Below are 19,544 nucleotides of genomic sequence, written 5' to 3'. Positions count from 1 at the left end.
AACGACGCCAAAGATAGTCCGCCGCGGACCCAACGATGGCTGGCGAGCACCGGCTCAGAAGTTCTCGATCTTCACCGGTTCGATCTCGTCGGCGGTCTCGAAACCGAAGATCTGGGCTAGGAAGCTCATCTCCCCCTCGATGGAGCGCCGGATGTTCTTGTCCTGGCGAAACCCGTGCTGCTCACCTTCGAAAGCCACGTAGGCGAAGGGCAGCTTCTTCTTCACGCAGGCGGCGACGAATTGCGCGGCCTGGCTGGGTGGCACGATCTTGTCCTCGAGGCCCTGGAACAGGATCACCGGGCAGCTGAGGTCGTCCGCGAAATTGACCGCGGAGCGCTCCCGATAGAGGTCGGCGCGCTCCGGGTACGGGCCGACGAGCGTGTCCACGTAGCGCGATTCGAACTTGTGCGTGTCCTGGACGAAGGTTTCCAGATCGCCGACGCCGAAGTGACTGGCGCCGGCGTTGTAGAAGCGCCTCTTGGTCACGGAAAGCAGCGTCGTGTATCCACCAGCCGAACCGCCGGTGATCGAGACGCGATCGGCGTCGACCAGGCCCCGTTCGACCAGGTGGCGGGCGGCGTTGATGCAGTCATCGACGTCGACCACGCCCCAGTTACCGTTCAAGCGCAGGCGGTACGCGCGGCCGAAACCGTTCGAGCCGCCGTAGTTAACGTCGACGATGGCGAAGCCTCGGCTCGTCCAATACTGATACTCGAGGTTGAAGTTCGGGCCGGCGGCGCCGGTCGGTCCGCCATGACAGCGCACCATCAGCGGCGGCTTGGCTTCAGGCGGCGCCTCGAAATCCGTGTTCTTCGGTGCGTAGTAGAAGGCATGCGCGCTGAGCCCCCCTTCGGTTGGGAACTCGATCGCCTGCGGGATGCTGAAATAACCGGCGTCGACGTGAGCGGAGTTGGAGACCTTCGCCACCTCCTGGGCGCCGGTGTCGAGGTCGACCACCAGGACCCTTTCCGAGAGGGTGGGCGAAGCCGCGAACGTGGCCGCCCGCCGCCCGCTCACGACCAGGCTGTTGAGGGACGTGTACCCAAGCTCGACCTGCTTGAACGTGCCGCCATTGAGGTCGATGCGGCCGAGCTTGGTCCCTCCGGTCTCCGAGAACACGCACACGATCTCGTCCTCGCCGAAGAATCCGTAATGCGTCATGCCGAAGACCCACTGCGGCGCCCCGAACTCGGCGGCACGCGGGCAGACGGGCTCGTCGCCCTCGCCCCGCGCGCGGTAGAGATTCCACCAGTCGCTGCGATCCGAGACGAAGTACAGCTCACCCGAGGGAGACCACTCCGGCTGGTAGATGGATTCGGCTCTGCCGCCGGCGACGAAGCGGGACGACGTGACACGTCCCTCGCCGTCCAGCTCTCCAACCCACAGCTCGGTGCCGTCCCATGGCATGTTCGGGTGGTTCCACGTGAGCCATGCGAGCCGTCTGCCGTCCGGGCTGAGCCTGGGCGATGAGTAAAAGTCGTTGCCGGTGGCGACCGTGACGGCGGCGTGCTCCCCATTGACGTCCACCGCCACGAGCGAGGTCACCGCCTCGCGAGCGCCCGTGGTGTGGTCCTCGCGAACCGCAAAGAGCCGTCCGCGCCGCGCATCCACGACCACGTCCGCGTGCCGCACGTCGACCAGCGCCGTGATCGCCTTGGGCGTGCCGCCCCGCTCTTGCCGGTACAGCCTTTGGTCGTTGAAGTTGACGAACCACACGCTGCCGCCGCTCACCGCAAACTGACCACCGCCATACTCATGGACGCGCGTGCGCGCGTTGAAGCCGGGCGGGGTCACATCGGCGACGGCGCCGTCCGCACCGCGGCGCACGACGACGACGCGTCCCTGCTCGTACGGACGCAGCTCGGTCCAGTAGAGGTCGTCGCCGTCCCATCGCACCATCGCGTTGCGATAGCTCACCGTGTTCTCGAGGTCGAGGTCGAGAGTGATGGGCGAAGCCCAGGACCCGTACGGCGCGACCTTGCGTTCGCTCATGGCTTCGGCCGGCGGACGATCAACGCATCGCCCTGGCCGCCACCGCCGCACAGCGCCGCCGCACCGGTGCGCAGCCCGCGCCGCTTCAGCTCATGGGCGACCGTAAGCACGAGTCGCGCTCCGCTGGCGCCGATGGGGTGACCGAGCGCGACCGCCCCGCCGTTGACGTTGACGCGCTCCTCGTCGAGCTCGAGCATGCGAGTCGCGTTGAGCGCGACCGCGGCAAACGCCTCGTTGATCTCGACCAGGTCCAGCTCATCGACTTCGAGACCGGCCTTCTTGAGCGCGTGGCTGAGCGCCAGTGCGGGCACGGTGTGCAGCCACGCGTAGCGGTCGGCGCTCATCCCGTGCGCCACCACCTCGGCGAGCGGCTCGACCTCCAGCCTGCGGGCTCGCTCCTCCGACATGACGACCACCGCCGCCGCCCCGTCAGAGATCTGTGACGCGTTGCCGGCAGTGATGGTGCCCTCCCGCTTGAAGGCGGGCGCCAGCTTGCTCAACGACTCCACCGTCGTCCCAGGTCGCACGCCCTCGTCCCGCTCGACCTTGACTGGATCGCCTCGACGCTGGGGCAGCGCGACCGCGACCACCTCGCCCGCGAGCGCGCCACTGTCCCACGCCGCCTGGGCTCTCTGGTGGGAGCGCGCGGCCCACGCGTCCTGCTCCTCACGGCTCAGCTCGAGCTCGCGGTTGACCTCGTCGGAGCTCTCCCCCATGTGCTGCCCGGTGAACGTCGACCACAGGCCGTCGTGGACCATGGAGTCGACCATCTCGCTGTTGCCCATCCGGACGCCAAACCGCGCCTTGGGCACGAGGTACGGCGCCTCGGACATCGATTCCATGCCGCCCGCGACCACCACCTCCACCTCGCCCGCGCGGATGAGCTGGTCGGCCAGGGCGATGGCGTTGATGCCGGAAAGGCAGACCTTGTTGATGGTGAGCGCGGGCACCTCTGGCGGGATCCCGGCCTCGATCGCCGCCTGGCGCGCGGTGATCTGCCCGGCACCGGCCTGCAGGACCTGGCCCATGATCACGTAGTCAACCTCGGAGCCTTTGACGCCCGCCCGCTCGAGCGCGGCTCGGATGGCGCGGGCGCCCAGGCTGGCCGCCGAAACGTCCTTGAAGGCACCCCCGAATTTGCCGAAAGGTGTGCGCGCGCCCGCTACGATCATGGTTGCCATACGGCCAGTCTAAGGAGGCTAGCTCGGTCATGAGAAGCGCTTTACTGGCGATCGACCTCCAAGCCGATTTCGTCCAGGGCGGCAACCTACCCGTGCCCAACGGCCTGCAGGTCGCGGCGCAGATCGCCCGTCACATCCGGCATTTCAAGACCGAGTACGCGTTCGTCGTCGCGACGCGCGACTACCACGAGGATCCGGCAGACCACTTCTCCCCCCAGCCGGACTACCACGCCACCTGGCCGCCTCACTGCGTCATCGGCACCCTCGGGGCGGCGTTCGTCCCCCCGATCGCCAACCTGGTCAGGGAGAAGCTCATCCAGACCGTGGTCAGCAAGGGCCGGCACGCGGCCGCCTACTCCGGCTTCGAAGGGCTCGATCCCCGCGGCCACCACCTCGTGGATGTCCTGAAGGAGGCTCGGATCGACCACATCGACGTTTGCGGCATCGCCACCGACTACTGCGTCAGAGCGACGGCGCTCGACGCGCGCAAGAACGCCTTCCAGGTGCGCGTCCTGGTCAACCTGTGCGCGGCGGTCAACGAGGCGACCGGGCAGCAGGCGATGGACGAGCTCAAGGCGGCCGGCTGCCAGCTGCAGGCGGCGACGGCGCCCTAGCCGCGCCCCGGCGGGAGGGCGGCACGCGCTGACGCCGACCCCCTCCACCGAGGGAGCGAGCGGGATGGCTGTCAACTCGCTTGGGGGGTCTAGGCGGGTGTGCCCTCGTATTTGAACGAGACGTTCAGGCGCACCCGGTAGGTGGCGACCTGGCCGTCCTCGATGGTCAGGTCCTGCCTCACCACCTCGGCGACGCGGAGGTCGCGCAGGGATTTCGACGCGGTCTCGACGGCGCTCTTGGCGGCCGCTTCCCAGGACTGGCTGCTGGTCCCCACCAGCTCGGTCACCCGGTAGACGCTGTCAGCCATGGTGCCACCTCCTATGAATCGCGGTGCTGGCTCGAGCCCCACTCCCTGACCCTGCCCCGAATGGGGAGGGGACTATTCTCGCGCAGGTCAGGGGCGGATGCGAGCGAGGCCGCGGAGGTCCGAGAGCGACTCGGCGACCCGGCCCGCAAGCGCGTCCGGTTCTGAGCCCCGGAGGTAGATGACCTGCTCCGTGATCCCCAATTCCAGGTACCCGGCGGACTGCTCCAGGAGCCGGCCGCGCTCCTTGCCGTCCCAGCTGAACTGGATCGACCGGCGAATCTCCGCCGGATCTCGCCCGACGGCCCCACATGCCTCATCGAACCTCCCGATCAGGGCGCTCAAGAACTCGACGCCGTTGTCGCCGGAGATGTTCCACACGTCGGCGTGGCGCGCGACCAGGCGCAGGGTGCTCGGCCCGGAGGCCCCGATCCAGAGCGGCGGGTGGGGTTTTTGGATGGGCTTCGGGTTGGAGATCGCATCCTTGAGGTGGTAGTAGCGGCCGTCGAAGTTGGTGCGCTCCTGCGTGAGAAGCGACTTGATGATCTGCAGCGATTCGCTGAGGCGGCCGACACGATGGTCGAGGCCCTCGATGCCGTACATCTGGTGCTCGATCTCCGCCCACGCGGCGCCGAGGCCGAACTCCAGCCGGCCGCCCGACAGGTGGTCGACGGTGACGGCCATCTTCGCCAGCAACGCGGGGTTGCGATAGGTGTTGCCGGTGACCAGGCAGCCGATGCGCACGCGCTTGGTCGCCTCGGCCATCGCGGCCTGCAGCGTCCAGCCTTCGTAGATGGGCCGGTCGGGGCCGCCGTCGCCGATCGACGCGAGATGGTCGAAGTCCCAGACGTGGTCGAAGCCGGCCTCGTCGGCGATGCGCCAAACCGTGCGCAGGGCTTCGATGGTGCAGACCTGCCCTGACAGCTTCAGCCCGAACCTGAGTGGATGCGTCATGGCGAGTCAGCCCCCATCCGGTGGTAAGAATAGTGGCGATGGATCCAAAGCTGAAGAAGACCGAGGCGGATTGGAGGCGCGAGCTGACCCCGACGCAGTACCACGTGCTGCGTGAGAAGGGCACTGAGCGGCCCTTCACCGGCGAGTACTGGGACACACACGCGCCGGGCGTGTACCTCTGCGCCGGCTGCGGCGCCAAGCTCTTCGGATCGGAGACCAAGTTCGACGCCCACTGCGGCTGGCCGAGCTTTTACGCCCCGGCCGATGACGCGCCCATCGACGAGCACCGCGACGAGAGCCACCTCATGATCCGCACCGAGGTCACATGCGCCAACTGCGGCGGCCATCTCGGCCACGTCTTCGACGACGGCCCCGAGCCGACGGGCCTGCGCTACTGCATCAACTCGGCGTCGATCAAGCTCGAGCCCACTCCTCCCCGCTAGCGTGAAGGCTGGCGCGGCAGGAGGCGCCGTGTGGGCCGCCATCCCACCTCGCTTGCGCGCAGGCGCACGGTATCCTCGTAACCCGATGGAGATCGTCCGCAACATCACGCGCCACAAGCTGCGCAGCTTTCTGACGATCTCGGGCATCGTCATCGGTGTCCTCGCCCTGACGACGATGGGGGCGCTGGCCGAAAACTTCAACGCGCTCCTGGACGGCGGCGTCACCTACTTCGGCTCCAACATCCAGGTCGGCCCGCCCGACGGGGAATCGGCCTCGCTCCTCCCGATCTCGAAGATCGAGGAGATCAAGCAGGTGCCGGGCGTCGCCGCGGCATTTCCCTCCTACGGCTTCTCGGCCAAGCCGGGCGCGATCACGACGGTCAGCTTTGGCGTGCCCGACACGATCGTCGCCACCGACCCGGCCGAGGCCGCCTGGGCGGGCCTCAAGGTGTCCTACGCTCAAGGGCATTCGATCGACGCCGATTCAAGCGGTGAGGTCGTCCTCGGCTCCACCATCGACAAGGAGTTCAAAAAGAAGATCGGCGACACCATCGACCTGCCGATCAAGCCCGCCGACGCCAAGCCCGACTTCGTCAACCACACCTTCAAGGTCGTGGGCATCCTCAACCCGACCCGCACGGCGCCCGATACGTTCGCCTACGTCAACATCACCGACGGGCAGATGCTGCTCAGGGACAGCCTGCCCATCGCCATCCGCGGCCAGATCGACGTCAGCCAGATCGCGGAGGGCATCGATGTCTACGGCAAGTCGGGGACGCCGATCAGGGAGCTGGACAAGACCGCGGATCGCATCAACGCGCAGGTCCCCGGCGTCAAGGCGATCAGACCCAGCCAGATCGTGAACAGCTTCAAGTCCGGCGGCGCGATCTTCACCGCCATCACGACCGCCGCCGCCCTGCTGGCGCTGATCATCGGCGGCCTCTCGGTCGTGAACACCATGTTCATGGCGGTCGCCGAGCGGGTGCGCGAGATCGGCCTCAAGAAGGCGGTCGGGGCGACGACCTTGAACGTGATGGGCGAGTTCCTGATCGAGGCGACGCTGATCGGTCTCGTGGGCGGGATCGTCGGCTACGCCATCGGCGCCGGGATCACGATCTTCGCCAACGCGACCACGCCACCTGGCCAGTCGACGCTGTTCCTGATCACGCCCAACCTCACGATCCTGGCGATCGGTTTTGCCACGGTGCTGGGCGCGGTCGCCGGCGTCCTCCCCGCGTGGCGCGCGGCCCGCCTCGACCCCGTCACGGCGCTGAGGAACGAATAGGTGGCGGCCATCCAGCTCGAGAGCCTGACCAAGCACTACAAGCGAGGCTCCGAGGTGATCCGCGCCCTGGACGGCGTGACGCTCGAGATCGGCAAGGGCGAGTTCCTAGCCGTCGTCGGCCGGTCCGGCAGCGGCAAGACCACCATGCTCGACCTGATGGGCCTTCTGCTGCGTCCCACCGCCGGCCGGCTGGTGATCGACGGCGTCGACACCAGCAAGCTCGGCGACCGGCAGAGGGCGCAGGTGCGCGCGCGGAAGGTGGGCTTCGTCTTCCAGGAATACAACCTGCTGTCCGGGCTCGACGTCCTGGAGAACGTGATGATGCCGCTGCGCTACGTCAAGAACGGCAGCGACGGCCGGCTACGCGCTCTCGAGCTGCTCGAGCGGGTCGGCCTCACCGACCGCATACGCCACCGCCCGACCGAGCTTTCGGGCGGCCAGGCCCAGCGCGTCGCCATCGCCCGCGCGATGATCAATCAACCCTCGCTCATCCTGCTGGACGAGCCGACCGGCGCAGTCGACACCGAGACGGCGCAGCAGCTGGTCGACCTGCTCAAGCGCCTCAATCAGGAGGACTCAGTCACGGTCGTCATCGTCACGCATGACCTCGACATCGCCGGCCAGGCGAGCCGCCAGATCCGGCTCAAGGACGGCACGGTCGTAAGCGACCAGGCGGCGGCGACGATTCCAGTAGCCTAGACAGCGCTCAACGCTTTCATGAAAATCGGACTTGGACTTCCAAACGCGGTTCACAGCCTGCGCCAAGGGCGGCGCCTGGTTGAGCTGGCCCGTCGCGCCGACGAGCTCGGCTTCTCGTCGCTTGCGACCATCGGCCGCATGGCATATCCCAGCCACGAGGAGCTCATCGCGCTGGCGGCCGCGGCCGGCGCCACCGAGCGGATCGGCCTGATGACCGACATCCTGCTCGCCCCCACGCGCGATCCGCTGCTCCTGGCCAAACAGGCGGCCACGCTGGACCAGGTGTCGGGTGGTCGTTTCGTCCTGGGCGTGGGCGTCGGCTCGCGGCCGGACGATTACGCCGTCACGGGAGATTCTTTCAACGACCGGGGTAAGCGGTTGGATGCGGCGCTCGACCTCATGCACCGGGCATGGCGCGGCGAGCAGGTGCCGGGGACGGACAAGCCCGTGACCCCGCGGCCTGTGAACAACCACTCCGTGCCGATGATGTTCGGGGGCCGGGCGGACCAGTCGATCGCACGCGTCGTCAGATACGGAATCGGCTATACGCAGGGCGGCGGGACCCCGGAAGGGCTCAGGGTCATGATGGACAGCGTCAATACCGCGTGGCTGGAAGCCGGTCGCTCGGGCAAGCCGCAGTTCCGAGCCCTGGCGTACTTCACGATCGGCGACGAGACGCACACGGAGGCTCACGCCAACGTCATGGACTACTACGCCGAGTGGGGCGCCGGGGTCTGGACGCGCACGGTCAAGACCGCGGCGGAGGCGAAGGAGCGCGTCAACCGATACGAGGAGACCGGCTGTGACGAGCTCCTGATGTTTATGACCACCCCAGACGTGGTGCAGGCGGAGCGGCTGGCGGAGGCGGTGCTGTAGCCGGGCGCTCATCCATGAGCCGGCGCTGGCTGACATACGGCGCGACGGTCGCCGGCCTGGTCGTGGCGGCAATCGTGGCGGTGCTCGCCTTTCAAGCGCTCCATGTGCCTCTGCAAAGCTCGACCCGCAGCGGTCCGACCCCGGTGGCGGCGTGCGCGCCCGCTCCCTGCGCCAACGTGCAGGGCTACACGCTGTGGGTGTCGAACGTCAACGTCGTCGGTGCTGTCGTGAGCATGCAGGTCACCTTTCGCAATTCGAGCGACGCCACGCACGCCTCTCCCGAAGACCTGCAGCTCGTGGACTCGAATCACCATGTCTCCGGCCTGATCACCGGCCCGCCCGGCTGCGCCACGTGGGCCCGCCACGAGTTCAGCAACGGCGCGAGGTTCGGGCCGCTGAATGTGTGCTTTCGCGTGAGCACCGCAACCCCACCGCTCATCCTCCGGTGGTCGCCCGACCTCGGGGTGTTCTGCTGCCAGGCCGAGATCATGCTCACAGAGCTTTAGCGCATGGCGGCACTGAATCGGGTGGTCGTCGTCAGCGGGGCGACCGGCGCGATCGGATCGGCGACCGCAGCGGTGCTGGCCCGCCGTGGCGCGCGTGTGGTGCTGATGGCGCGCCCGTCCGACCGCCTGGAGCAGGCTGTCTCGCGGCTGGGCGGCGCGGACAACCGCATCTCGAGCGTGGCGGTCGACCTGTCGTCGCTGTCGTCGGTGCGCGCGGCGGCGCGGGCTCTCAGCCGGGCGGTCGGCCGCATCGATGCGCTGCTGAATGTCGCGGCCATCTTTTCTCCTGCGTATCGGAAGACCGCCGAGGGGTTCGAGCTCATGCTCGCCACCAACTACTTCGGGCCCTTCCTGCTCACCAACCTGCTGCGCGACCGGCTCGCGGGCGGCGGGCGGGTGATCACGGTGGCGGCGCCTTCGACGACGCCCGTCGACATGCATAGGCTGTTTTCCAGGATGGAGTTCAACGCGCTGCACACCTTTGGCGCGACCAAGGCCGCCGGTCTCATGTTCTCGTTCGAGCTGGCGCGGCGGGCGAAGCGGTGGGACGTGCGCGCCAACGCGTTCCATCCGGGCCCGGTGCGCTCCGAGCTGATGCGCGAGGCGCGGCGGCCGATGCGCATCCTGTCGAGACTCATCTCGCGACCGCCGGAGCGCGCCGCGCAGGACCTCGCAGAGCTCGCGACCTCACCGGCGCACGCGGGGACGACGGGCTGGTTCTTCAAGGGCACGCGACGGATCGACCCGCCGAAGACGACGCAGGACGTGGAAGCGCAGAGCACCTTGTGGCGCCGCACCGAAGAGCTGGTGGAGCTGGAGCACGGCTTCTAGCACGCAGCCCGGGCGCGGCCCAACCTCCACCCCACGCTCGCGATTTCTTCACACCGCCCTCACAAGTTGCCGGAAGGATGAGAGGCATCAGGCAACTTTTCGTTCAAGGAGTGGTGCGACGATGAGACGCGGTTTCGGTTGGATCGGGCTGGTGCTGACGGGCATCCTGCTCGCGATCGTCGGCGTGATCGCCTACCAGGCGGGCTGGTCGGAGGGCGTGGCGACCCAGGTGCCGGCCGGTGCGGCGGCGGCGCCGTATTACTACTACGGCTACGGCCCGCATTTCTGGGGCTTCGGCCTGTTCGGCCTGTTCTGGGCGCTGCTCATCCTGTTCATCCTGTTCTGGGTCGCGCGCCGGGCGTTCTTCGGCCGCATGTTCTGGGGCGGCGGCTGGGGCTACGGGCGCGGCATGGGCCACCACGGCTATGGCGCCGTGCCGCTAGGGATCGAGGAGCGGTTGCAGGAGTGGCACAAGCGAGCGCATGGCGAGCAGCCTCCCGGCTCGACTCCGCCACCGCCGCCGCCTGACCAGCGCACGGTGTGAGCCGCCGAGGTGCGGGTGGGCGCCTCGCCCGCCCCCACTTCGCTGTAACTAGGATGCTCAACGTGGCGACCATCCTGGTCGTGGACGACGAGCCGCGCATCGTCCAGCTGGTCCGCGACTACCTCGAGCACGGTGGATTCACGGTGCTCGTGGCCTCGGACGGGCTTTCGGCTCTGCGGTCGGCGCGCACCGGCCGGCCCGACCTGGTCGTCCTCGACCTGGGCCTGCCCGGCCTGGACGGATTGGACGTCGCACGCGCGCTGCGGCGCGATGGCGAGGTGCCGATCATCATGCTCACGGCGCGGACCGAGGAGTCGGACAAGCTGGTGGGCCTGGAGCTCGGCGCGGACGACTACCTGACCAAGCCGTTCAGCCCCAAGGAGCTGGTGGCGCGGGTGCGGGCGGTGCTGCGGCGGGCGGAAGGTCTGCGTTCACCCTCGGACGTCATTCGCGTCGGCTCGGCTGTCGAGCTGGACGTGCCACGGATGGAGGCGCGGTTCGGCGGGCGGAGAGTGGACCTGACCAAGACCGAGTTCCAGCTGGTGGCGACGATGGCGCGGCAACCGGGCCGGGTGTTCACGCGGGCGCAGCTGCTGGACGCCGTGCGAGGGGTCGCGTTCGAGTCGTACGAGCGGGCGATCGACGCTCACATCAAGAACATCCGGCGGAAGATCGAGCCGGAGCCACCCGCGCCCCGATATGTACTGACGGTGTTCGGCGTCGGCTACCGTTTCGCGGAGCCGCCCGAAAGATGAGGGCTGGGGGCGGACGGGGGCGATGGCGGGGTTGGGCGGATTACGGTCCGGCGCCCCCGCGCCGGCCGCCGTGGTGGCCGGAGGGCGAGCCGTTCCCGCCGGCACGGCGCTGGGGCCGGCGCCGCCCGCCGGCTTTCGTGCGGCGGATCGGATGCCTGTTCCTCGCGGTCCTGGCGGTGACGGCGCTGGCGGGCGCGGCCGCGGGAGGCATGGTCGCCCGGCTGGGCCTGCTGCCCGTCGCGCTGCTGGCGACCGCTTTCGCGGCCGTCGTGGTTGCGGCCGGCGCGGGCGGCATGCGGCGGATGACGCGTCCGATGGACGACCTGATCGAGGCGGCGCGGCGGATCGAGGCGGGCGACTACTCGGCGGAGGTCCGCGAACACGGACCGGGGGACCTGCGCTCGGTGGCGAGGGCGTTCAACGCGATGTCGGCGCGCCTGAAGACGAGCGATGAGCAGCGCCGGAGCTTCCTGGCGGATGTGGCGCACGAGCTGCGGACGCCGCTGTCCGTGATTCGGGGGCAGGCGGAGGCGATAGCGGACGGCGTCTACCCGGGCGACGCAGCCCACGTGGCGCCGATCCTGGACGCGACGGAGACGCTGAGTCGTTTGGTCGAGGACCTGCGCACGCTGGTGCTCACCGACGCGGGGAACCTGGTGCTGAACCAAGAGTCGACCGACCTGGGTGCTCTCGCGCAGGACATCGTGGAATCGTTCAAGGCCCAGGCGGAAACGGCCGGTGTGACCTTGGCGGCCGAGGTGGCCGGCAACCTGCCAACGGTCGAGGTCGACCCAGCCCGCATCCGGAGCGTGATCGGCAACCTGCTCTCCAACGCGATCCGCCACACCCCGTCGGGCGGATCGGTCAAAGTCGCGGTCAGCTCGGCGGACGATCAGGTGGTCATCACGGTGACCGACACAGGCGAGGGCATCCCGCCCGACCTGCTGCCCCACGTGTTCGAGCGTTTCGTCAAGGGCCCGAACTCGAGCGGGTCAGGCCTGGGCTTGGCCATCGCGCACGACATCACCACCGCCCACGGCGGCACTCTGGCCGTGGAAAGCACCGCCGATCATGGGAGCACCGTGAGGCTTGCGCTCCCGGAGGTGCCTGGGGCTCGCCGCCCCTGTTGACCATGACCTTTTCGTGGGTGGATGCGATCGTCCTCCTGAGCGCCGATGACGATCGCCGGGTGGAAAGGCTCTGGACGGTCGACTCGACACTTGGCGCGTACCGCTTCTCTCATCAAGTCCTGGTATCAAGTCCCGGCGACCAGATCTGCATTGGCGTGCAGCGGGACAAAGCTGGAGCGGGAGACGGGCTTCGACGCCCCGAGTACCAATCACTCGATCCAGTTCACTTATCGACTCAGCTGAGGGGCTGAGGTCACCTCTACGTCGCCGAGATGCAGCTACTCGGCCTGGCCCTGGTCATGCAATGCCAAGCTGCGAAACCGGCATGTCGCCCCGGAAAAGAAGTGACCCCAACGGACCGCCTCTCCGGCTTCGGAACCGGCCTTGCGACCAACTCCGACTCCGTTGACCGTGTCCCTCGGGGCCACTGATCACAGTACTCCAATCCCAACGGTTCTGCTCACGCATCTTTTTTTCGTAGCCTGGCTACTCAAAAGGTTTGGGGTAGGCGATCGCGACATTGGGTTGACGTGGTCAACGAGCCTGGCCGGGGGCTACTCGCTGGCATCCCCAGCGGCATTCCGCCGCCCTCGGCAAGAGTTCTTGTGTACTCCGCACACCGACCAATTGAGGTGTATGGTGGCTACAGCGGACCGCTCCCCAGCCCGTTACATCTTTGAGCTGAAATTGGCGGAAGTGCCGAGCGGCCCGACTAACTCCGAGCTTGTGATGTTTCGTCCACAATCAGCCCCGCATCGAGTGCGATCGCGCGGGTGGCGGACGCGGAATCCTACGGCTACCGTCGTAGCTTTCTGAGCAGTCGATTCGTTCCGGCGCGCTTCCGCTCCCGGGCGATGCGTGTGCTCGACGCCTTGTCAACGGCAATAACCAGGAGCTTGGGCGGCCGACCAGGAGGGCGGCGCGTGCGCCTGAAGGCTTCCAGGTCGTTGGGAAGAATGGCCCACACGTTTCCGACTTTGATTCCGTACAGTCGCTGCCTCAGCAGCAGCCGGCGCACGTAAGCCTCCGATGCGTTGAGCTCGGAAGCAGCCTCGGCGACGGATAGCAAGCGTGGACGATCGATCGCCAAATATTAGCACGAGCTCGCAACCATTTTCTGTTACAGTGGCAATGTTCTGGACTGAGTCGGGGGCTGTAACAGTCCTCGCGGTTGCCGGCCTGACGATGGCAGTAGCCTTCTTGGCCCTCCGCTTCGCGGTACTCCTTAGGAGGAGACGCAATGCCTGAATCCAAAGACACGACCGCCCGTTTCGTAGCCGCATTCAACGCCCACGACGAGAAAGCGCTGCACGAGCTGCACTCCGACGACATCAAGTTCAATGCGCCGGGCGGATTCAAGGCCACCAACGCCAAGGACGCCACCGCATACGCCATGACCTGGCTGAAGGCGTTCCCTGACGGCAAGATGACGGTGCGGACCGAGCTCACCAGCGGCCCCTGGGTCGTCCAGGAAGTCGCCATGGAGGGCACACACACCGCTCCCCTCGAGGGCCCAAACGGCCCCATCCCCGCGACCTACAAGAAGGTGAAGGGCTATGGAGTCCAGATCCTCAAGGTCGAGAACGGAAAGATTGCTGAGGCTCGCATCTACTTCGATCAGCTCGACCAGATGAGCCAGCTCGGTCTCATCCCTGCGCCGGCCGCTCTATAACGGCCGACGTTTTGGACCCGGCCCTGTCGGGGGCCGGGTCCTTTTTGTTCCTCTTGGGGTGGCGTCTTCAGTGAGCCTACTCGCCGGTATCCCCGTCCTGACTGCGCCTTGCTTACATCATGTCGGGAGACATGCCGCCGCGCATTCCGTTGCCGCTCTTCTCCGGAATCTCGGTGATGACGGCTTGGGTCGTAAGGACCATGGCCGCGACCGAGGCGGCGTTCTGGAGCGCTGAGCGGGTGACCTTGGCGGGGTCGACGATGCCGGCGGCGAACATGTCGGCGAACTTGTTGTTCAAGGCGTCGTAGCCGTGCCCTGGCTTGCCCTTGCGAACCTGCTCGACAATCACCGAGCCCTCCACGCCCGCGTTCGCGGCAATCTGCCGCAGCGGCTCCTCGAGGGCCTTGCGGACGATTGCGACGCCCGTCTTCTCATCAGAGTCGAGACCGAGCCCGCTGTCGAGCACCTTCTGGGCTTGTAACAGCACGACGCCGCCGCCCGCGACCATGCCCTCCTCGACACCGGCTTTGGTGGCGCTGAGCGCGTCTTCGATCCGGTGCTTCTTCTCCTTCTGCTCGACCTCTGTGGGCGCGCCGACCTTTATAACCGCGACGCCACCGGCCAACTTGGCCATCCGCTCCTGCAGCTTCTCCTTGTCATAGTCGGAGGTGGTCTCTTCGATCTGGGCTTTGAGCGCCTTGATCCGGCCCTGGATGGCCTCCGAGTTGCCCGCACCTTCCACGATCGTCGTGTCGTCTTTGTTGACGGTCACCCGCCGAGCCTTGCCCAGCTGCTCGATCTTCGTCTCGTCGAGCTTGAGGCCCATGTCCTCGCTAATGACATTGCCACCGGTCAGGATGGCCATGTCTTCGAGCATCGCCTTGCGCCGGTCGCCGAAGCCCGGCGCCTTGACCGCGACGGCGGTGAAAGTGCCGCGCAGCTTGTTGACGATCAGAGTCGCCAGCGCTTCACCCTCAACGTCCTCGGCTACGATCAGGAGCGGTTTGCCCTGCTGGACAACTTTCTCCAGCACGGGGAGCAGGTCAGAGATGGCCGAGATCTTACGGTCGGTGATCAGAACAAACGGCTCCTCGAGAACTGCCTCCATCCGATCCGGGTTGGTGACCATGTAAGCCGAGGTGTAGCCGCGGTCAAACTGCATGCCCTCGACGACCTCGAGTTCGGTTGCGATTGCCTGGTTGTCCTCGACCGTGATCACTCCGTCCTTCCCGACCTTGTCCATGGCGTCCGCGATGAGCTCGCCGATCTTCTCGTCCTGCGATGAGATGGTGGCGATGTGGGCCACGTCCGCGTGGTCCTTCACGGGAACGGACATCCGCTTGATCTCTGCCACGACTGCCTCAACCGCCTTCTCGATGCCCAGCTTCAGCTGTATCGGGTTGGCGCCCGAGGCAACGTTACGGAAGCCCTCACCGATCATGGTCTGGGCCAGGATGGTGGCCGTAGTTGTGCCGTCTCCGGCGACGTCGTTGGTCTTGGTGGCGACCTCGCGAAGAAGCTGCGCGCCTGTGTTCTCCCAAGGGTCTTTGAGCTCGATCTCACGGACGATCGTCACCCCATCGTTGGTGACGGTCGGAGCGCCGTACTTCTTCTCGAGGACTACGTTACGGCCCTTGGGGCCGAGAGTGATTCGCACCGAGTGGGCGATGATGTCGATGCCTTTCTTGAGGCCCTGCCGGGCCTCAACGTCGAAGTGGACGGTCTTAGCCATCTGATTCGCTACTCCTCACGGTTATTTGGTCTTACTTCTTCGGCTTGACGGCGTAGCGACGACCGCAAGGACATCCTTCTCGGAAACGATCAGGTATTCGACGTCGTCAGGCTTGAACTCGCTGCCCGCATACTTCGAATAGAGCACCTTGTCGCCGACCTTCAGTTCCATAGGAACCCTCTGACCGGTGTCCAGGATCCTGCCGGTGCCGACAGCCTCGACGATCCCTTCTTGTGGTTTCTCTTTCGCGGTGTCGGGAATAACGATCCCACTCTTGGTCATCTCTTCTCGATCGACTGGTTTCAGGACTACTCGATCGCCCAGTGGCCTTAGATTCACAACTGCCCTCCCTTTGTGTGCAGAAGGCCGGCTTCGAGGACCTGCTGCGCTCTAGAAGACGCGCCTTCCACGTGACTCGCAAGAGCTGGGTCCTGTCTCGCGTCTCCGACAGCTCCTACGAGGTCTTTCAGCGCACGCGTTAGCTGTGCAACCCTCTGCTGTAGGTCCGGTATGACCTGTGTTTGGTACCTGTCCACATCCATTCCGATCAGGATCATCCGGTCGACCGTTTCCCTGTCCAACAAGATCCTATTGCTCATACTGCGCTTCCCTTTTCCGATCACCATCAGGACGACTTAGGCTTTCCCCTCGGGTCACCTTCTAGCGGCGCCGATAACAAATTTATGTCTTCTCGGATTGCTCCCGTATCACGTGTCGAGAATCGGTCTCGTTTAGCCGCGGCCCTTTGGAAGTGGGCTCGCCTTGGCGGCTCCGCTGATCGCGATCCGCACCGGCTCGACCTTCGCCGCCTTAGGCACACGAACCGTCAGAACACCGTTCTCAAATTGAGCGGCGATGTTCGCGGAGTCGATCTCCTTGGGCAGCTCCAGCTGGCGGCTCCAGTTGCCCCATGGCCGCTCCTGACGAATGAACTTGCCCTGGATCTCAAACGGTACCGCCTTCACTGCGATGCTGAGCATGCCGACCTCGAACGTCACCTGTACATCGTCCTGCGGAACGCCCGCGACGGTGGCGTGAAGCTCGTAGGCGTCTTCAGTCTCCAGGATGTCGACAGGCAGAGCGTAAGTCGGAGTGCCGTCCTCATGACTCGCGACTCCATAGCCAAAGAATTGCTCGAACAAGCGGTCGATTGGGCTGGCACCGGTCACAAGGTTGGAGCCAGGCACCAGCATTCGTGTTGCTGTCATCATCAATACACCTCTGATGTAGGATTAGATGTGAACTGTAGTTACAGGTTCCTACCCTTCTGTAGCCAGTCTCAAACACCGGTCTTCAGAACTCGCCACTGCACGCCGGGAATGCTGCTGGTTTTCTAATGCCGGGCTCAGTATTTCTGAGGCATGAATAAGGTCCACCCCGATCGCGAGCGGCCCGATGTCGATGCAGCGCAGCACGGCGGCACATCAGCCGACTGCTATCTCGTAGGAACAGCTGGAGCGGGAGACGGGCCTTGAGGTCCCAGGTACAAGGCTCGGGTCGAATTCAGTTATCGGCTTCTAGGAGGGCAGAAGCAGGGCAAAAGCTTCGACTGGAGCGGCTGCTCCTGGCCATCGACGCGTGCCGCATGCCCATCCAATCATCGAACCGGCTCACAGCCCGGTTGGAGGTGCCCGCCCACCTGCTCACGGACAAACTCGCGATTGAGCTGTGTGCGCCGCGGTCAGCCGGTCGTTGCGCCGCATTTGAGCGCGACTTGCGCCAGCTAGGGCCGCGCCAGCCTCAACCTCACCCACTGAATGGCTATTCCCGCGCATACGGCCGCCATCACGATGTAGAAACCGGATTCGATCAACTGAAAGGCCCAGAACCTGTCTGCGGGCTGAACGATGCCCGCCAATGAGATGCCGTAGTTCTGGAGCGATCCCGACGCCAGCAGGGCATTAACGCGGTCCCAACTGACGATGTGGCCCGAACTATCGATATACGTCACTCCGAGAAACCAGTTGGTGCCAGCCGTGCCAGCCGTGACGCCCTTGTCGATCAGAGGTGGGATCAGGTTCGGCCTCAGGATTATCTCGAAGGCAGCACGTACTCCAGCCCACACGCAAACGGTCACCGCCATGGCCACGACCGTTCTTCCCGACACGGTGGCGGCGGCTATACCGAGCGCCACGGCGAATAGGCCGTAGGCCAACAGTACGGTCACATGCATATCGAATCCGGGCCAGGGCGAGTGCTGCCAAACAACTGCGCTGAGCGCCAGCCATGGAAGTGTGGCGCCGGAAACAAGCAGCAGTAATACACCCGCGAATGTGACACCGAGCGCCATCCGGGCCATGATCCAGCGCACTGGCGTCACCGACTGCACCCAGATTAGACGATGCGTTCCGTTCTCTAATTCCCGTCCGATCAACGGCGCTCCCAGGAACATGCCCAATGCAAGCGGTATTGCGATCAGGACTGCTGAGATCGCACTCTCGAAAGCGCGGAACTCATCAAGGACCGACAGGGCATCTGGCGAACAGGCCCCGCCTGCCCGCGGGGCGCCTTCTCTTTGTGAGGACGGGTCGAACGCGGAGAGCACCTTCAGGCATTGCTGAACGTCGGGGTGCGACATGGAATCGGCCATGAACCAATAGGCCCCGATGAGCAGAGCCGAGATGACCATGGCCAGCGCCACCCAGAAAATGATCGACCTGCGATACAGATGCGTCAGAAGCCACGTCATACGACTGTCTCGTGTCTCAAGTACTCGAGCACCGAATTTTCGAGCTCGGTCAATCGACCAGCCAGCGGATGCCGCCGCCCCGGAGCGGTGGCGACGATTGATTCGGCCGTCCCGCATGCTTTGACACGTCCAGCCTGCAGAATCACTACGTGGTCGCAGACCCGCGCGAGCTCAGCCAAGACATGCGACGAGAGAATGAGCGTCACTGCCAACGAGCGCGATATACCGATCAGCTCATCGAGAAAGAGTTGGCGCGCCAGTGGATCGAGGCTCGCCATGGGCTCATCGAGGATGAGAAGGCGCGGCTGCTTGCCCAAGGCAAGCGAGAGCGCCACCTGCGCTTGCTGGCCCCCGGAAAGCCGGCCGACCTCTCGATCCAGAGGGATTCCCAACCGCGCCAGGCGTTCAGTCGCCAGGTCGCTCATCCATCGAGGATTGAGCCGTTTGCCCATCGTGAGCGTCGCCCGAACGCTTAGGCTTCGGTATAGGGGCCGATCCTGGGCTACGAATCCGATGTTCTCGATGGTCTCGCGGCGCTGTCGGTGGGGAATCAAACCAAAGACCGTCACCTCACCGGCACTCGGCGCAAGAAGCCCCACTAGCGTGAGAAGCAACGTGGACTTGCCGGCTCCGTTAGCCCCGACGAGTGCAGTGAAGGAGCCTTCCGGAATCGAGAAGTCGCAATTCTCGAGGGCGTGGATTCGTCCGTATTGCTTTGACAACCCCTTTCCCAGAACCACCGGCATGGAGCTCATCCTCTGCACGCTAAGCCTTAGCCGATGGCACTGTCAGGCTGGCGTGGCGGCCGCTTGGCCCAGGCAAGCGCAGCCTCAGTCCGTGTATGGAATCGGTTCCGGAGGAAGACTCGGCCGAGATGAGAGGAGACGGTCCTAACGGATAGGCCGAGACGGGTGGCGATTTCCTTGTTGCTCTTGTCTTGCGCAACCAGGGCAACGACCTGAGCTTCACGTCGCGTGAAGTAGATCTCCGCCTTCGATTGAACATGCGGAGCAATATCGTTCAGGCTACGTCGGTCGCTATCGAGTTCAATCACGGAAGCCATCCTAGAAAGGCAACGCATCGTCGCACACCTTGACAATTGTGCTCGGCGATTCAGGCGGCGCATCGCCTGCGGTTAGGAAGTCGGCGTCGGGAAAGGCTATCGGTTCTTCGAATGCGACACGTCCTTGCCCGTCGAGTCTGCCTCCCCGGATCAGCACTGGGCCGGCATCAAGAGCGCCTTTTTCAAGCGGGACCGAATACAGAGTCGTCGCATAGAGATCAACCTCCACCGCGTTGATGTTCTAGAACTCGTTGCCAGCAAAACACTTGTACC

At 65.5% G+C, this 19,544-nt stretch carries 22 protein-coding genes; 11 read left to right on the top strand and 11 right to left on the bottom strand.

Annotated features, from left to right (window positions below):
- Positions 1-54: 54 nt before the first annotated feature.
- Entirely contained in the window at positions 55-1,992 is a 1,938-nt protein-coding gene (locus tag EPN29_00110) for a S9 family peptidase (protein ID TAN35070.1), read from the bottom strand.
- Positions 1,989-3,164, bottom strand: a complete 1,176-nt coding sequence (locus EPN29_00105) for an acetyl-CoA C-acetyltransferase (protein ID TAN35143.1) — start codon at positions 3,162-3,164, stop codon at positions 1,989-1,991. Before EPN29_00105 ends, EPN29_00110 begins: the two co-directional genes overlap by 4 nt.
- A 38-nt stretch (positions 3,165-3,202) precedes the next feature.
- Between EPN29_00105 and EPN29_00100 the strand changes: the two genes are divergently transcribed.
- Entirely contained in the window at positions 3,203-3,787 is a 585-nt protein-coding gene (locus EPN29_00100; GenBank protein ID TAN35069.1) for an isochorismatase family protein, read from the top strand.
- Positions 3,788-3,876: 89 nt separating this feature from the next.
- Here EPN29_00100 and EPN29_00095 read toward each other — a convergent pair whose 3' ends face one another.
- Together EPN29_00095 and EPN29_00090 are read right to left on the bottom strand one after the other, a co-directional pair.
- Positions 3,877-4,095 carry a dodecin domain-containing protein gene (locus EPN29_00095; protein ID TAN35068.1) on the bottom strand — a complete coding sequence of 73 codons (219 nt, stop codon included), beginning with the start codon at positions 4,093-4,095 and terminating at the stop codon, positions 3,877-3,879.
- 87 nt (positions 4,096-4,182) lie between these two features.
- Positions 4,183-5,046 (bottom strand): TIGR03560 family F420-dependent LLM class oxidoreductase, encoded by an 864-nt coding sequence (locus tag EPN29_00090; GenBank protein ID TAN35067.1) that lies wholly within the window; start codon positions 5,044-5,046, stop codon positions 4,183-4,185.
- A 38-nt stretch (positions 5,047-5,084) separates the two neighbouring features.
- On the opposite strand from EPN29_00090, the gene msrB reads away from it, so the two are divergent.
- The 9 genes from msrB (at position 5,085) to EPN29_00045 (ending at position 12,115) form a co-directional block, all read left to right on the top strand.
- Positions 5,085-5,489 (top strand): peptide-methionine (R)-S-oxide reductase, encoded by a 405-nt coding sequence (gene msrB / locus EPN29_00085; GenBank protein TAN35066.1) that lies wholly within the window; start codon positions 5,085-5,087, stop codon positions 5,487-5,489.
- Between the two features lie 85 nt (positions 5,490-5,574).
- A complete protein-coding gene (locus EPN29_00080; protein ID TAN35065.1) occupies positions 5,575-6,774 on the top strand; it encodes an ABC transporter permease in 1,200 nt (399 codons plus the stop codon).
- Positions 6,775-7,473 (top strand): ABC transporter ATP-binding protein, encoded by a 699-nt coding sequence (locus EPN29_00075; GenBank protein ID TAN35064.1) that lies wholly within the window; start codon positions 6,775-6,777, stop codon positions 7,471-7,473. It abuts the gene before it with no gap.
- An 18-nt stretch (positions 7,474-7,491) separates the two neighbouring features.
- Positions 7,492-8,349: an LLM class flavin-dependent oxidoreductase gene (locus tag EPN29_00070; GenBank protein ID TAN35063.1), complete on the top strand. Its 858-nt coding sequence runs from the start codon at positions 7,492-7,494 to the stop codon at positions 8,347-8,349.
- A 14-nt stretch (positions 8,350-8,363) separates the two neighbouring features.
- On the top strand, positions 8,364-8,855 hold the full coding sequence (locus EPN29_00065) for a hypothetical protein (protein ID TAN35062.1): 492 nt from the start codon (positions 8,364-8,366) through the stop codon (positions 8,853-8,855).
- A gap of 3 nt (positions 8,856-8,858) precedes the next feature.
- Positions 8,859-9,686: an SDR family NAD(P)-dependent oxidoreductase gene (locus tag EPN29_00060; protein TAN35061.1), complete on the top strand. Its 828-nt coding sequence runs from the start codon at positions 8,859-8,861 to the stop codon at positions 9,684-9,686.
- Between the two features lie 121 nt (positions 9,687-9,807).
- The gene (locus EPN29_00055) at positions 9,808-10,230 is read left to right on the top strand and encodes a hypothetical protein (GenBank protein TAN35060.1); all 423 of its coding nucleotides are present in this window, start codon (positions 9,808-9,810) and stop codon (positions 10,228-10,230) included.
- A 53-nt stretch (positions 10,231-10,283) separates the two neighbouring features.
- Positions 10,284-10,985 carry a response regulator transcription factor gene (locus EPN29_00050; GenBank protein TAN35059.1) on the top strand — a complete coding sequence of 234 codons (702 nt, stop codon included), beginning with the start codon at positions 10,284-10,286 and terminating at the stop codon, positions 10,983-10,985.
- Positions 10,982-12,115: a HAMP domain-containing histidine kinase gene (locus EPN29_00045; GenBank protein TAN35058.1), complete on the top strand. Its 1,134-nt coding sequence runs from the start codon at positions 10,982-10,984 to the stop codon at positions 12,113-12,115. Before EPN29_00050 ends, EPN29_00045 begins: the two co-directional genes overlap by 4 nt.
- Before the next feature lie 796 nt (positions 12,116-12,911).
- On the opposite strand, the gene EPN29_00040 is transcribed toward EPN29_00045, so the two are convergent.
- Positions 12,912-13,205: a helix-turn-helix domain-containing protein gene (locus EPN29_00040; protein ID TAN35057.1), complete on the bottom strand. Its 294-nt coding sequence runs from the start codon at positions 13,203-13,205 to the stop codon at positions 12,912-12,914.
- 150 nt (positions 13,206-13,355) lie between these two features.
- On the opposite strand from EPN29_00040, the gene EPN29_00035 reads away from it, so the two are divergent.
- Positions 13,356-13,787, top strand: coding sequence for a hypothetical protein (locus tag EPN29_00035; protein ID TAN35056.1), 432 nt, complete (start codon positions 13,356-13,358; stop codon positions 13,785-13,787).
- A 112-nt stretch (positions 13,788-13,899) separates the two neighbouring features.
- On the opposite strand, the gene groL is transcribed toward EPN29_00035, so the two are convergent.
- The 6 genes from groL to EPN29_00005 all read right to left on the bottom strand — a co-directional run bounded on the left by groL (position 13,900) and on the right by EPN29_00005 (position 19,334).
- Complete coding sequence (gene groL, locus EPN29_00030; protein ID TAN35055.1) at positions 13,900-15,519, bottom strand: chaperonin GroEL; 1,620 nt, start codon at positions 15,517-15,519, stop codon at positions 13,900-13,902.
- Between the two features lie 21 nt (positions 15,520-15,540).
- Positions 15,541-15,858 (bottom strand): co-chaperone GroES, encoded by a 318-nt coding sequence (locus EPN29_00025; protein ID TAN35054.1) that lies wholly within the window; start codon positions 15,856-15,858, stop codon positions 15,541-15,543.
- A 392-nt stretch (positions 15,859-16,250) separates the two neighbouring features.
- Positions 16,251-16,730 (bottom strand): Hsp20/alpha crystallin family protein, encoded by a 480-nt coding sequence (locus tag EPN29_00020; protein ID TAN35053.1) that lies wholly within the window; start codon positions 16,728-16,730, stop codon positions 16,251-16,253.
- A 512-nt stretch (positions 16,731-17,242) separates the two neighbouring features.
- Positions 17,243-18,208 carry a hypothetical protein gene (locus tag EPN29_00015; GenBank protein ID TAN35052.1) on the bottom strand — a complete coding sequence of 322 codons (966 nt, stop codon included), beginning with the start codon at positions 18,206-18,208 and terminating at the stop codon, positions 17,243-17,245.
- The gene (locus EPN29_00010; protein TAN35051.1) at positions 18,205-18,963 is read right to left on the bottom strand and encodes an ABC transporter ATP-binding protein; all 759 of its coding nucleotides are present in this window, start codon (positions 18,961-18,963) and stop codon (positions 18,205-18,207) included. The genes EPN29_00015 and EPN29_00010 overlap by 4 nt, the downstream gene beginning before the upstream one ends.
- Before the next feature lie 17 nt (positions 18,964-18,980).
- Positions 18,981-19,334 carry a LuxR family transcriptional regulator gene (locus EPN29_00005; protein TAN35050.1) on the bottom strand — a complete coding sequence of 118 codons (354 nt, stop codon included), beginning with the start codon at positions 19,332-19,334 and terminating at the stop codon, positions 18,981-18,983.
- Between the last annotated feature and the right edge of the window lie 210 nt (positions 19,335-19,544).

It is taken from the genome of bacterium, assembly GCA_004299235.1.
Classification (GTDB): Bacteria; Chloroflexota; Dormibacteria; order Dormibacterales; family Dormibacteraceae; genus SCQL01.
This window is presented reverse-complemented; position numbering and strand designations above follow the sequence as displayed.